At 58.9% G+C, this 13,321-nt stretch carries 12 protein-coding genes; 3 read left to right on the forward strand and 9 right to left on the reverse strand.

Going from position 1 to position 13,321, the window contains the following annotated elements; all coding sequences use genetic code 11:
- Positions 1-15 precede the first annotated feature (15 nt).
- The 4 genes from EXY20_RS25805 to EXY20_RS40480 form a co-directional block, all read right to left on the reverse strand.
- On the reverse strand, positions 16-975 hold the full coding sequence (locus tag EXY20_RS25805; RefSeq protein WP_135555015.1) for a cation diffusion facilitator family transporter: 960 nt from the start codon (positions 973-975) through the stop codon (positions 16-18).
- A gap of 73 nt (positions 976-1,048) precedes the next feature.
- Positions 1,049-1,960: a protein translocase subunit SecF gene (secF, locus tag EXY20_RS25810; protein ID WP_235886199.1), complete on the reverse strand. Its 912-nt coding sequence runs from the start codon at positions 1,958-1,960 to the stop codon at positions 1,049-1,051.
- On the reverse strand, positions 1,950-3,182 hold the full coding sequence (gene secD / locus EXY20_RS25815; protein WP_135555016.1) for a protein translocase subunit SecD: 1,233 nt from the start codon (positions 3,180-3,182) through the stop codon (positions 1,950-1,952). The genes secF and secD overlap by 11 nt, the downstream gene beginning before the upstream one ends.
- Before the next feature lie 172 nt (positions 3,183-3,354).
- Positions 3,355-3,843 carry a post-transcriptional regulator gene (locus EXY20_RS40480; protein ID WP_328592592.1) on the reverse strand — a complete coding sequence of 163 codons (489 nt, stop codon included), beginning with the start codon at positions 3,841-3,843 and terminating at the stop codon, positions 3,355-3,357.
- 204 nt (positions 3,844-4,047) lie between these two features.
- Between EXY20_RS40480 and spoVB the strand changes: the two genes are divergently transcribed.
- On the forward strand, positions 4,048-5,589 hold the full coding sequence (spoVB, locus tag EXY20_RS25825) for a stage V sporulation protein B (RefSeq protein ID WP_407944939.1): 1,542 nt from the start codon (positions 4,048-4,050) through the stop codon (positions 5,587-5,589).
- Positions 5,590-5,607: 18 nt separating this feature from the next.
- Here the strand turns inward: spoVB and EXY20_RS25830 are convergent, their stop codons facing one another.
- Positions 5,608-6,918: an ArsB/NhaD family transporter gene (locus tag EXY20_RS25830; protein WP_135555018.1), complete on the reverse strand. Its 1,311-nt coding sequence runs from the start codon at positions 6,916-6,918 to the stop codon at positions 5,608-5,610.
- Between the two features lie 191 nt (positions 6,919-7,109).
- On the opposite strand from EXY20_RS25830, the gene EXY20_RS25835 reads away from it, so the two are divergent.
- The gene (locus EXY20_RS25835; RefSeq protein ID WP_135555019.1) at positions 7,110-7,505 is read left to right on the forward strand and encodes a TIGR04086 family membrane protein; all 396 of its coding nucleotides are present in this window, start codon (positions 7,110-7,112) and stop codon (positions 7,503-7,505) included.
- A 96-nt stretch (positions 7,506-7,601) separates the two neighbouring features.
- Positions 7,602-8,447 carry a phosphatase PAP2 family protein gene (locus tag EXY20_RS25840; protein ID WP_135555020.1) on the forward strand — a complete coding sequence of 282 codons (846 nt, stop codon included), beginning with the start codon at positions 7,602-7,604 and terminating at the stop codon, positions 8,445-8,447.
- A gap of 41 nt (positions 8,448-8,488) precedes the next feature.
- On the opposite strand, the gene yajC is transcribed toward EXY20_RS25840, so the two are convergent.
- Genes yajC through EXY20_RS25860 form a run of 4 tightly spaced genes read right to left on the reverse strand, consistent with a single transcriptional unit; the run spans position 8,489 to position 13,294 of the window.
- Positions 8,489-8,818, reverse strand: a complete 330-nt coding sequence (gene yajC / locus EXY20_RS25845; RefSeq protein WP_135555021.1) for a preprotein translocase subunit YajC — start codon at positions 8,816-8,818, stop codon at positions 8,489-8,491.
- Positions 8,819-8,844: 26 nt separating this feature from the next.
- Positions 8,845-9,978, reverse strand: a complete 1,134-nt coding sequence (gene tgt, locus EXY20_RS25850) for a tRNA guanosine(34) transglycosylase Tgt (RefSeq protein ID WP_135555022.1) — start codon at positions 9,976-9,978, stop codon at positions 8,845-8,847.
- A gap of 28 nt (positions 9,979-10,006) precedes the next feature.
- Complete coding sequence (queA, locus tag EXY20_RS25855) at positions 10,007-11,092, reverse strand: tRNA preQ1(34) S-adenosylmethionine ribosyltransferase-isomerase QueA (RefSeq protein ID WP_135555023.1); 1,086 nt, start codon at positions 11,090-11,092, stop codon at positions 10,007-10,009.
- Between the two features lie 12 nt (positions 11,093-11,104).
- A complete protein-coding gene (locus EXY20_RS25860; protein ID WP_135555024.1) occupies positions 11,105-13,294 on the reverse strand; it encodes a SpoIID/LytB domain-containing protein in 2,190 nt (729 codons plus the stop codon).
- Positions 13,295-13,321 lie beyond the last annotated feature (27 nt).

Genomic DNA, 13,321 nt, shown 5'->3' on the forward strand with positions numbered 1-13,321 from the left:
TTCCATTTCTCTCCATCAATGAAGCAACGTCGGAAAGTCGTCCTGATCGAGGTCTATATTGCGTTTGTACGGATAGCCGGGATCGTACGGATTGACATGGATGAATACGTCGGAAACGTGATGGAACCGTTTCATCAGATGAAGCTTGACGGACTTGGCGATATCGTGGCCTTCCGTCACCGTAATGCGCGGGTTGACGCTGATTTTGACATCGACGATCACGTAGTGGCCGTGCTCGCGAGCGCGCAAATCGTCCACTGCGATGACGCCTTTTACCCGTTGAATCGTTTCGAGCAATTCTTCCGCGTCTTCCTCGTGAAGCACATGATCCATCGTATTGTGAATCGATTCCACCACCAGCTTGTATCCCTTGCGCAGCACCAATGCGGAAATAATGACGCCGGCGATCGGGTCCAGGTAGTACAGCTGCGGCATATCGAACACGCTGCCGAGGATGGCGCCGCCAATGCCGGCCAGCGCCACGCCGGATGCGAATACCCCCGAACGATGCTCCGCCGTGTTCGTGGCCCATGCCGGGCGGGACAGTCGGTTGCCCTGCCGGAAGTTGTAGCGAAACATGGCTTCCTGTACCGCGAGCGCAACGACGATCGTGATGAGCGCGTTCAACTCCGGCGCTTTGTCCACGCCGGCGGCAATTTTTTTTAACGAGGTGAGGCCGATTTCGATACCCGCGATAAGCAGCACGACGGAAACGATAATCGTTGTAATCGATTCCGCCTTGCCGCGATCGTACGGATGCTGGTCGTCCGCATGAAGCTTGGCCGATCGGATGCCGACCAGCGCGGCGATCGAGCCGGCTACTTCGGACGCCGAATGGGCGCTGTCCGCAAGGAGTGCCTTGCTTCCGGAAAGATAGCCTGCCACGCCCTTGACGGCGGTTAGCAACGAGCCTGCGAAAATGCCTGCCCAAGCGGCATATTCCGCCTGCGCCTGCTTGAAACGCTGATCTGACAAGCTGGTCACTCCCCCACGATAAACCGCGTTCGCGTGTTGTCCGTTCCGGCGAACGGGCAGCGAATCGGTGCTGCTATTCTTTGGCCGGTGTCAGTTTCTTTGCCGTAACTGCCTTGTTCTTGAACAAAAACCAGAGCGGACTGGCGATACAAATCGAAGAATACGCGCCGCTCGTCAAGCCGATGATTTTGGCCAGGGCGAACAGCTTGATCGCTTCGCTGCCGAACAGGAACAAACAAACGGCGGCGATCAGAACCGTGACGACCGTATACACGTTGCGCGCCATCGTTTGCCATATGCTCTGATGGATGACGAGCGACAAATCTTCGGTCGTTTTCAGCTTGGCGAAACGGACGTTTTCGCGAATCCGGTCGAAGATGACGATTTTGTCGTTGATCGAATAACCGATCGTCGTCAGCACGGCGGCGATAAACGGCAGATTGACTTCAAAGCGGAAAATGGCGAAAAAGGTGACGACCATAAATGCGTCATGCAAAATGGCGATGATCGCAGCAACGGCAAACCGCCATTCGAATCGGAACGAGACGTAAATGCAGATCGCCAAGCTTGCAATCAGCACCGCATAAATCGCTTTACGGCCCAGTTCCTGCGCCATATCCGGCGACACGGCGTTCACTTCCTGCGATACCTGGGTGCCAAAGGCAGCCGAGAAGGCGTCTTTAACTTTCGTAGCCTCGACATCGCTCAGGATTTCGTCAAAGCGCAACGATACCATATTGCTGTTGTTGCCGCCTACCGTCAATTTGAACTTGCTGAAGCCGGCGTCACTCAGCGCCTTCTCTGCCGCTTCTTTCTCTACCGCTTTGCCTACGCTGACGTCGATTGACGTCCCCGCTTTGAAGTCGACGCCGAAGTGAAGGCCAACGATCGGAAGCAGGATAATGCCGACAAGCACAAGCACAAGGGAGATGGAAAAGAAGATGTTGCGGTGCTTCATGAAGTCGAAACGATTGTTATAGGTCACGGATTTCGGCCTCCTTCACACCGTAATAGCTCGGTTTCTTCCATACATTGCTGCGGATGAGCAAGTAAATGAGAAACCGCGAGAAAAAGACGTTGGTCAAAATACTGAGCGCAATACTGAGCAGCGTCGTCAAGGCAAAGCCGCGAATTGCGCCGTTGCCGACGTAATAAAGCACGACGCCGGCGATAAAGTTCGTGATGTTGGCGTCCATAATCGTGCGGAACGAATGCTTGGAGCCGGACTTGAGCGCCGACAGCAGGCTCTTGCCGCTGCGGATCTCTTCCTTGATCCGTTCGTACGTGATGATGTTGGCGTCGACCGCCATCCCGATCGCCAGCACGAACGCCGCAATGCCGGGCAGCGTAAGCGTGACGTTCATCAAATAAAAGACGAGCAGCAGCAGCCAGGTGAACGTAATCAGCGTAATGCTGGCGACGATGCCGGGCAGCCGATAGAAGAACAACATGAATGCCAGAATGATGATGGCGGCGATAACGCCCGCGCGCACCGTATCTTCCAGCGACAACTGGCCGAGCGACGCGCCTACGCTTTGCGTATATTTCTCCGTCAGCTTCAGCGGAAGCGCGCCAAGGTTGATCTTCTCGGCCAAGTCCTTCGCTTCCTGGTAGTCGAACTGGCCGGTGATCACGGCGGTGTTGCTGTCGATGACCTGATTGACCGACGGACTGGAAATGCGCTCGTCGTCCATATAAATCGACAGTGTTTGTCCGAGCAGCCGCGTCGTAATATCCTTGAACTTCGCCGCGTCTTTCAGCTTGATTTCGACGATTGGCTGCGTGCCGTTCTGGTATTGCACTTTGGCTCCGCCGGGCACGAAGTCGCGGCCGTCCATTTCGACTTTGCCGTCCGGGCCTTTAAACGTCAGCGCGGACGGCTCCTTGAGCTTGTCCCGCACCTTCTGCTCGTCGGTAACGCCCGCCAGCCTGACGCGAATCCGGTCCTTGCCTTCGGTCGTAATTTCCGGTTCGGCGACGCCTTCCTTGTCGACGCGTTTCTCCAGACTTTTGGCCGTTTCGTGCAACGAATCTTTCGTCAGCACGCCGCCCTCATCGATCGGCGTGGCGACATACAAAATTTCGAACCCGCCCTTCAAATCGAGCCCCAGCTTGATTCTGTCGAGCAACGCCGGACTGGTAACCCCGACCAGCGCCAGCATTACCACTACGATCAGTAAAAAAGCGACTAACCTGTTGACTTTCATAATGGTGCTTTGTCTCCCTTCCAGACTCAATATTCCTATTATACCCACCCGCAAAATACGAGTCAATTTGCGCCATTTCGCAACGAAAAGCCGCTCTTGCGCGCAAAAAACCGGACAATCGGTCCTCACCTGTCCGGTCGCGAGTCGAGGGCTTCGTCTGCCGTTCGCCGGCTCAGAAGCTTCCCCCTTTATAGGCGCGCATCGTCATCCAGTTCATGAATTGCGTCGATTTGAGCGACAAAATGTCGTTGACGATCCGATGCAGTCCAGGAATGCCGGTTTTGTCGTACTTCTCGCTGACACAATCCCAGATGTCCTTGCCGCTTACGTGTTCGTAACCCAGCATATGAAATTCGTCTGCTTTGCTGTGGCACAAATTTTCGATCGTGGCGTTGAGCCGGCTCTCGTCCTCAAGCTCTAGCGGTGCTTCCGCTTCCGCTTCGGCGGCTGCGGCAAGGCCCGCTTCTTCTACCGTCATGTCGCCCGGAAGCGGTTCCTGTCCCGGCTCGTTCTCCGCTGCCTGCGCGCCAGCCGGCTCGGCGGCGGCATCTTCTTCGGCACAAGCGGCATCCTCCGCTACCGGCCCGTCTTCGACGTCCGCAGTCGGCAACGCTTCCAGCGAATCCGCGCGATGCGGCGCTTCGTAATCCCGTTCCGTCATAATGGGAGACCTCCCCCTGAGTAACCGCACTTAAAGAGTATTCGCCGCAAACTCCCGGAATCCTTCCCGCCGGCCAGCCTTCAGACGCAAGTCATGAGCTTGGCCGCCTCCTGCATATCCATAACTATGGACAACGGGTACATGCCCGGGCGGAAAGAGGGTCGTTACGTGAATCAGCTGAAACAATCGTTTATCAAAGGAACCATGATCCTGCTCGTCGCCGGCATCGTCAACCGCATTCTCGGCTTCCTTCCGCGCATCGCGCTGCCGCGGCTGATCGGCGCGGAAGGAGTCGGCCTGTACCAGCTCGGCTACCCGTTCCTCATCCTCATCCTGACGATTATTACGGGAGGCGTGCCGCTGGCCGTCGCCAAGCTGGTCGCCGAAGCCGACGCTGCCGGCGACGAGGCGCGCATCCGCCGCATCCTGCGTCTGTCGATGGCGCTGACCACGTCGCTGGGCGCGCTGTTCACCGCGCTCTGCCTGTTGTTTGCGCCGCTCATCATGCGTTATCTGCTGACGGATTCGCGGGTATACCTGACGTTCGTCTGCATGACGCCGATCATCGTGCTCGTCGGCATCTCGTCGGTCATGCGCGGCTACTTCCAGGGCCGGCAAAATATGATTCCCACCGCGGCGTCGCAAATCGCCGAAACGATCGCCCGCATCGTGGCCATGCTGCTGTTCGCGCAGATGCTGCTGCCGTTCGGCATCGAATATGCGGCAGCCGGCGCCATGATCGGCGTCACCGTGGGCGAGCTGATCGGCTTGCTCGTCACGCTCGTCTTTTATTTCCGCAGCCGCAGCCGGTATGCCGCCGTCAGGCCGAAGCCGGAACCGGACGGAGGAAGCGACGGCAGCCGGGGGAACCGCCAGTTGATGCGCCATCTGCTGCGCATCGCCGTTCCGGTTACCGCCAGCCGCCTCGTCGGTTCGACCTCCTATTTGCTGGAGTCGATCTTCATTGCCCAGAGCCTGGCGCTTGCCGGTATCCCTACCGCCATAGCAACCGCGCAATACGGCGCGCTGCAAGGAATGATTATTCCGATCCTGCTGCTGCCGAGCGCGCTTACATTCTCGCTGTCGACTTCACTCGTTCCGACGCTGTCGCAGGCCGCCGCCGCCGGCGACATGCGCACGATCCACAAACGGCTGCATCAGTCGCTGCGGCTTGCCCTCATTACCGGCGCACCGTTCGCGGTCATCATGTTCGTGCTGGCCGAACCGTTATGTTACTACTTGTATCACAATACCGACATCGCCGTCATGTTGAAAATGATGGCACCGGTCGCGCTGTTCATTTATTTCCAGGCCCCGCTGCAGGCAGCGCTTCAGGCGCTGGATCGCCCGGGAACGGCGCTTGTCAACTCGTTCATCGGCTCCGCAATCAAGCTGACCTTGATCGTCGTGCTCGCCTCGCGGCCAAGCTACGGCATTCTGGGCGCGGTGCTGGCGATCAACATCAATATCGTCGCCGTTACGCTGCTCCATTGGGCCAGCATAACCCGGCAGCTGAAATTCGGCATGCCTTCGGGTGAATTTGTCAAAGTCGGCGCCGCCATGCTGGCCATGGGCTTCGCCGCGTTCGTCGTGGAAACGAGCGGTTGGCCGGGCAACGGCGGCTGGCGGTTCGTCGCCGCTTCGCTTGCCGGAACGGCCGTTTACTTGGCCTGCGTCGCCTGGATGAAGCTGATCGACAAATATGACTTGCGCCGAATCCCGTTTCCGTGGACGTTCAAAAGGTGAATCGCCGGCGCTGCCGGCTTACACCAGCACCCAGGCGACGTATGCCGTCGAAACCAGCAGCGATACGAGCGTAACCGGCACGCCGATTTTCAAAAAGTCGACGAAAGTAATGCGATATCCTTCCCGGCTCGCGATGCCGGCAGCGATCAGGTTGGCGGACGCGCCCACCAAAGTGCCGTTGCCGCCCAGGCAGGCGCCCAGCGCCAGCGACCACCAGACCGGCTCAAGCGCCGTGTCGGTTGCGTTCATCTGCACGCCAATATCCTGGACAAGCGGAATCATCGTCGCCACGAACGGAATGTTGTCGATCGTAGCCGACGCAATGCCCGATATCCACAGGATAAGCAGCGAAGTAAACGCGATGTTGCCTTCCGTTACTTGCATCACCGAAGTAGCCAGCTTGCCGATGATGCCGGATTCGACCAAACCGCCGACCAGTACGAACAGCCCGGCAAAGAAAAAAATCGTCACCCACTCCACCGAGCGGAACGTTTCGTCCAGTTCCTCTTCCTTGACGCCGATCAGCATGAGCAGCGTCGCCCCGGCAACCGCAACGACCGCCGCCTCCACATGCAGCACGGCGTGCAGAAAAAAGCCGAGCAGCGTCAGCGCAAGCACGACAAGCGATTTGACCATCAGCTTGCGGTCGACGATATAAGCGCGGGCGTCGACATTCATCAGCTCTTGCTGGTGAATGCGGGACACGAGCAGGTGGGAGCGGTAGGCCCAAACGACGAGCAGCAGCGAAACGGCCAAAATGATGACAACCGGCGGACCCAGATGAATCAGAAAATCGTTGAAATCAAGGTTGGTCGCCGAGCCGATCATGATGTTCGGCGGGTCGCCGATCAAGGTGGCGGTGCCGCCGATGTTCGCGCTGATGATTTCGGAAACGAGAAACGGCAGCGGCGAAATATGCAGCACGCGCGCTATCGCTATCGTGATCGGCACCATCAGCAGCACAACCGTTACGTTGTCGAGCAGCGCTGCGCCAACCGCCGTCATCAGCGACAGCAGCAGCAAGATGCGCGTCGGATTGCCTCCGGCCGCCTGCGCCGTTTTGATCGCCGCATATTGAAACATGCCGCTGCGGGCGGCAATGCCGACGAGCAGCATCATGCCGACGAGCAGGAAGATCGTCTGCCATTCGATATGGCGCTCGTAAGCCGCCTGCAAATCGACGATGCCCAGCACGACCATGAGCAGCGCCCCGGCGAGCGCAATAACGGCGCGGTTGATTTTTTCCGTCACGATCAACGCATAACAGAGCAAAAAAATGACTGCAGCAGCAATAACCTGCCACTTCTCCAGCTGGGATACGAGTTCCAAACGATCACATCCTTCGAACGGGTTTCTACTTCGACTATACTAAAAAATGCGGCGCCTGGCCAATACCGGCCTCTGCGGCTGGTCTACTGTCGCCTGCTTGGCCATACACTAGCAATAAGCGGAAGAGACCGACGCGCGGCCGCAGCCGCTCATGTCCGTCTCGCCATATTTTTCCAGGGAGGGAAGGGAACATGATCGAAATCGTCAAACATTCGCGCGTCAAACTGTCTTCGCCGCTGCTCACCGGATTGACTTACGCTTTTTTCGCCATGGGGCTGCTGACGATCGTCGCGTCGCTCCTATTGCTGGCCACAAGCCAGCAGGAAGACGAGTTGCCGGTGTATGCGTATGTCATTCACGTTTTATCGCTGCTGCTTGGCGGATACGCGGCGGGCAAGCGCGCGGGACGAAGAGGCTGGTACTACGGCGGGGTGCTTGGCGTCTTGTACGCGTTGGTCGTCTGGCTTGTCGCCTTTCTCGGCTACGACCGCGGCTTGGACGCCCAGTCGCTGCTGTTTATCGGCATCGCTTTTTTGTCCGGCGCGCTTGGCGGCATGTTCGGCGTCAACGCATCCGGCCGCAAGTGAGACTGCCATTTCCCCTTCCTGCGCAAACTATGCTATAATGAGTTCGCTTGTCCAACCAATTGCGCAATAAAACCCGGATGGGGGACGTTTCGCGCCATGACTTTTTTTTACCAGTCGATGAATCATGTCGTTTTGGCCATTGTGATCACGACGTTTTTCCTGCTGCTGTTCTCGATTCGCACGAATCCGTTTTTTGCCGCCGGCGCGTTTGTTCAGGAAATGTTCACGTCACGCAAATATTTACTCCATTTTACCGCCATGATCGCCATCCTGTTTTCGAACAAAATGGAGCTCTGGCTTGAACAACACATGCACAGCCGGGCCGACTTCACCGACCAAATCTATGCGCTGGAAGGCAATTTTGTCGCATCGATTCAAACCTGGTTCCGCAATGACGCGCTCACGCAAGCATCGACTTTCTTCTATGTCGTCGTTTTTACGTCGGTCATGATCGCATCGACGCTGTTCTATACATATACGAAACAGTACAAGTTGTTTTACGCCGTATGCTACGCGCTTATCTTCAACTATTTGATTGCGATTCCGTTTTATTTGTTTTTCCCGGTGCGCGAAGTATGGTCGTTTCACCCGAATGTATCGATGCTCATCCACGACCTGTTTCCGACCTTCGAGCAGGATTACAGGCCGCTGTCCGGCATTGACAACTGTTTTCCGAGCCTGCATACGTCGATTTCCGTCACGATGGCGGTCATCGCGATGCGTTCGAACAACCGCTTCTGGCGAGTGTTTACCGCTTGTTCGGCGGTGTTCATCATCTTCTCGATCTTCTATCTCGGCATTCACTGGCTGACCGACATGTGCGCCGGCATGCTGCTCGGTTTGTTCGCCGCCCGCACCGCGCTGCGCATCGCGGAAGGCAAGCCGCTGCTGGTGACGAACTTGCTCAGCGGCCTGCTCCGCAGCCGACAAATCGGCAAGTAACGACAAACAAAGCGGCTCCGGAATCCGGAAGCCGCTTTGTTTCATTTCTTCTCCTGTGTATCCGATACAGCGGATTGCGTGACCGAATTGATCGCCGAGCGATCGAACGTCATTCTCATCGTATCGTTGACGCGAAGCACTACGATATCGTCCGTAATCTCCATGATCGTGCCGTGCAGGCCGCCGATCGTTACCACTTTGTCGCCTTTCTTCAGCTGGCCGAGCATGCTCACCCTCGTCTTCTGTTTCCGTTGCTGCGGGCGAATGAGCAAGAAATAAAGCACCACAAACATCAATACGATTGGGCCGAACGTGAACAGCATGTTGCTGCCGCTGCCCGTAGTCGCCTCATCGGCGGCCAAATACCACATGAAAACCCCTCCAAATATAGTGTCGGTCAAAAGCCTTTCCCGTTCTCGTCCATGCCGTACGCCGCAAAAAATTCGTCGCGGAAATCGAGCAGCCTGTCCTCGCGAATCGCTTGTCTGACGCCGCGCATCAGCTCCAGCAGGAAATGCAGGTTATGTATCGACGTCAGCCGGATGCCGAACGTTTCGTCCGCCTTGATCAAGTGCCGGATATAAGCCCGGGAATAATGGCGGCAGGTGTAGCAGGTACAAGCCGGGTCCAACGGGCCGAAATCTTCGGCGTACTTCGCGTTGCGCACGACGAGCCTTCCCGTGCCGGTCATGACCGTGCCGTTGCGGGCGATGCGGGTCGGCAGCACGCAGTCGAACATATCGATGCCGCGGATAGCCCCTTCCACCAGCGCATCCGGAGAACCGACGCCCATCAAATAACGCGGCTTGCCGGTCGGCAATAGCGGCACCGTCTCCTCCAACGCCTCATACATCAGCGGTTTCGGTTCGCCCACGCTAAGTCCTCCAATAGCATAACCCGGGAAATCCATGGAAGTCAACTCGGTTGCGCTCTGTTTGCGCAGGTCGGCGAACATGCCTCCCTGCACGATCGCGAACAGTCCCTGATCGTGCGGCCGCTCGTGGCTGAGCAGGCATCGTTCGGCCCAGCGCGTCGTCCGCTCGAGCGACTGTTTGACATAACCGTGCTCGGCCGGGTACGGCGCGCATTCGTCGAACGCCATAATGATGTCGGCGCCGAGCGCGTTCTGAATCTGCATCGCAACTTCCGGCGAAAGGAACAGCTTGTCGCCGTTCAGGTGCGAACGAAATTCGACGCCTTCTTCCTTGATCTTGCGCCTGTCGCTCAAGCTGAACACCTGAAAGCCGCCGCTGTCGGTCAAGATCGGCCGGTCCCAGTTCATAAACTTGTGCAAGCCGCCTGCGCGGCGGACGATTTCGTGGCCTGGACGGAGAAACAGGTGATACGTATTGCTTAGTACGATTTGCGCGTCCATAAGTTTCAATTCTTCGGGACTGACCGTCTTGACGGTCGCCAGCGTGCCGACCGGCATGAAGGCAGGCGTCTCGATCGTACCGTGCGGCGTATGTACAAGTCCCAGACGGGCGCCGGATTGCCGGCATGTTTTGATCGGTTCGTAGGTGATCGCCATCGGGTGTTGCCCTCCAATTAATGCTCGTTTAATGAATGAACATGGCGTCGCCGAAGCTGAAGAACCGGTACCGCCGCTCCACCGCTTCGCGATAAGCATGCAGCACATGCTCCGTGCCGGCCAAAGCGCTGATCAGCATCAGCAACGTCGATTTTGGCAAATGAAAATTGGTCAGCAGCGCATCGACGAGTTTAATCGGTACGCCGGGGTACAAAAAGATGTCGGTCCAGCCGCTGCAAGCCCGGAGCGTCAGCGACAGTTCAGGCGCGGCAGCGTCGCCGCCGGCACACAGCCTTGCCGCCGTTTCGAGCGTGCGCGCCGACGTGGTGCCAACCGCCACGATGCGGCCGCCGGCGGCGCGGGTGCGGTTGATCGCATCCGCCGTTTCTTGCGGCAGCTGAAAATATTCGGCATGCATCCGATGCTCTTCTACCGTATCCACACTTACGGGACGAAACGTGCCAAGCCCGACGTGAAGCGTAACATAGGCGATGCCGACGCCTGCGTCCTCCAGTTCCTGCAGGAACGGCCGGGTAAAATGCAAACCTGCCGTTGGCGCGGCGGCGGACCCTTCGTGCTTGGCGTAAACGGTTTGATACCGCTCCTTGTCGGACAGCGTTTCTTTAATGTAAGGCGGCAACGGCATTTGGCCCAGACGGTCGAGCCACTCGTTGAATACTCCTTCATACCGAAACTTGACGATGCGGCCGCCCATCTCGCCTTCTTCCTCGACGACGGCGCTGAAAGCCGGATCGCCCGTTCCGCCCGCGGAAGATTGTTCTGCGAATACGATGACTGCACCTTTTCGGAATCGTTTGGCCGGACGCAGCAGCACTTCCCAGCGGTCCTCCTCCAGCTGCCGGAGCAGCAGCAGCTCCGCCCTGGCCCCGGTATCCGGCTTCACGCCGAAAAGCCGGGCTGGAATGACTCTCGTATCGTTGAGTACGAGCAGATCCCCGGCTTGCAAGTATTGTTTCAAATCGGCGAACCGGTGATGCCCGGTAGCGCCTGTCCGCTTGTCAAGCGCAAGCAGGCGCGATTCCGTCCGGTTCTCAAGCGGCGTCTGGGCGATCAGTTCCTCCGGCAGCTCAAAATCGAATTGTTGCACGTCCATTCCGTTCATCCTCTATGGCTTGACGATAGTCGTCCCCGCAAAATAGTTTTGCAAAATATACCGGTAATCATACCCCAGCTCGGCATACCCGCGCGCTCCCCACTGCGACATGCCAAGACCGTGGCCGAACCCTTTGCCGCGGAAAATGAATTGCGGCTCGGCGGTGACCGCGCGCAGCGTGCCGCCGCTGCCGAGCACAAGCATGTTGCCGGCCGTCGACTTGCCGCCGGTCGTTGCAGCGCCGAATGCCGAAGCGATGACCGGCGCCGCCGTCGTTTCCGGATGGCTTGTTGTGCGGCCGTCCGCACCCAATATAGTATACCTGCCGGTCTCTTCGATTTCAAACAGCGTGCTGCGCAGCCCTCCCAGCGCGCTGCGGTACGAGTCGGGGTACGTGACTGCCGCGTCCTTGCCGTTCGCACGCAGCAGCGTAACGCGGCCGGACGGCCCGCGGGAAGCGACCTGCAGCGATGTCAGCGGCCCGGCGAGCGGCGCGCTCAGCTGTTTGTTCAGGCTGGCGAGCAGCTCGCTGCCGCGCAGCGGAACCGACAGCCAATTGTACGAGCTCGATTCCTTCTCCTGGCCGATCGCCACAACGGCATCGCCCGGATTCAACTGGGCAAAACCCGGATTGGCCGCATTGTCCCACGTGTACGGCGCTTCGCGGACATTGACGCCCTTTTCGGTCGCCGTGTACACGGTTAGCCCAAGCGGATTGCGCTGGCCCGTGTCGCGCAGCAGGTCGGAGCGCACATAACCGAGCCTGCCGTCCGCCATCGCAACGCGAAGCCAGTTCAGGCGGCCCGCCGCATCGCCGTCGTCGGGGCTAGCCCCCGCGCGAAAATACGGCGCTTTGCCCCGCCACGCTTCGGCATTGTCGGCCGTCATGCCGCCGGCGTTGGACGAGAACAGCGCCTCGATCGGCTTGCCGGCGGCATCGACGATAATTTCGCCGCGCGTGGCGTCCACCGCTTTGACGACATCGTCGAATTCTTTGCCTTCGTAAGCCTGATCGAGTGTTGTATCGGTCACGTCGGCGACGGTGTAAGCCATGTTCTTGCGAACCGCATATGTACGAGCCGCAACCGCCTGGGCCTTCAGTGCCTCCAGTGGCCAGCCGGTGCTCATTTCGGAGGAGACAACCGCGTACAAGTATTGCTCCAGCGGCAATTCGTTAATAACGGCCAGCTTGCCGTTCAACTGGCTCAGCTCCGCAAAGCCGCGATAAGTGCGGCCGCTCTTCTCGCGCACGGTCAGCTTGCCCGCTTGCGGCGCGACCCACATCCTGGCGCCGGCGGCCGGATTGATCGCCGCATGCGTCACCGGCTCGGCGCCGTCCGCGGCGTCGCTCCGCAAGAGCAAATACGGCGCCTTCGTATCGGCCGGCTGCAGCGCCACGCCAGGCAGCGCTTTCGTCGCTTGCTGCTGCAGCGCCGCCAGCTGCGCCGGATCGGCTTCATCACCGATCCACACGGCGTAGCCGATCTTGCCCGCGTCGGAGCCTTGCACCGCAATCGCCGCATCGAAGCCGGCTTTGGCTACCGCCGCCAGCTGCGCTGCCGCCTCCGGCTCGCTCGCATAGTCGCCGGCGCTCAGTCGCAGCGCGCCTTTCACGGCGAACGACGATGCCGGAAGCCCGGTCGTCTTCGCCAGCGTCTCCTTCGCGGCGGCCGCACTTTCCGCCGTTGCGTACGGACCGGCAAGCACGCGGTAAACGTCCTTGCCGGCTTTGCTCGTCTTCCATACGACGGCGCCGTCCAGCTTGTCCGCCAGCTTCTGCGCCTGTGCAGCATCTCCCGTTTCAAGCAGCAACACGCGAAACTGGTCCAGGCTGGCGCGCAGCGGCTTGCCGTCTGTCGTAGCCAGCACCGCGCTGCCGGCACCGGGCGCGCCAAAGCCTGCCCGCAGCCCGGCCGGGGCAGTGAACGTAACGGACGGCACCGTACGGCTGTATTCTTTCGTATCGAGATATAGCGCTACGCGAATCGAATCTTCCTTCGGAACTGCCGCATCGGTGACGGGGGGATTGGCCGCGTTGACTGGAGTCGCGCCATTGCCGGAAGCTGCCTCCGTTGCGGGGGTTGCGGCTTTGTCTTTGGGTGCGGCATCCGCCGCCTCCGCTGCACCGGCCCCGTACCCGGCGCTCCAGACGCCAACACATAACAAGGCCGTCAACATCTTGCGTCGCATCGTTAGGTTCATGCTGTCGATTCGTCCTCTCTTCGCCCA

This window comes from Paenibacillus cymbidii (assembly GCF_004764705.1).
GTDB classification, from domain to species: domain Bacteria; phylum Bacillota; class Bacilli; order Paenibacillales; family NBRC-103111; genus Paenibacillus_AN; species Paenibacillus_AN cymbidii.

Bases quoted from the DNA above. Each gene is read 5' to 3' on its own strand.
- yajC (WP_135555021.1), bottom strand. From the start codon at position 8,818: ATGTGGTATTTGGCCGCCGATGAGGCGACTACGGGCAGCGGCAGCAAC.
- queA (WP_135555023.1), bottom strand. From the start codon at position 11,092: ATGGACGTGCAACAATTCGATTTTGAGCTGCCGGAGGAACTGATCGCC.
- secD (WP_135555016.1), bottom strand. From the start codon at position 3,182: ATGAAAGTCAACAGGTTAGTCGCTTTTTTACTGATCGTAGTGGTAATG.
- spoVB (WP_407944939.1), top strand. From the start codon at position 4,048: ATGATCCTGCTCGTCGCCGGCATCGTCAACCGCATTCTCGGCTTCCTT.
- EXY20_RS25840 (WP_135555020.1), top strand. From the start codon at position 7,602: ATGACTTTTTTTTACCAGTCGATGAATCATGTCGTTTTGGCCATTGTG.
- tgt (WP_135555022.1), bottom strand. From the start codon at position 9,978: ATGGCGATCACCTACGAACCGATCAAAACATGCCGGCAATCCGGCGCC.
- EXY20_RS40480 (WP_328592592.1), bottom strand. From the start codon at position 3,843: ATGACGGAACGGGATTACGAAGCGCCGCATCGCGCGGATTCGCTGGAA.
- EXY20_RS25860 (WP_135555024.1), bottom strand. From the start codon at position 13,294: ATGAACCTAACGATGCGACGCAAGATGTTGACGGCCTTGTTATGTGTT.
- EXY20_RS25835 (WP_135555019.1), top strand. From the start codon at position 7,110: ATGATCGAAATCGTCAAACATTCGCGCGTCAAACTGTCTTCGCCGCTG.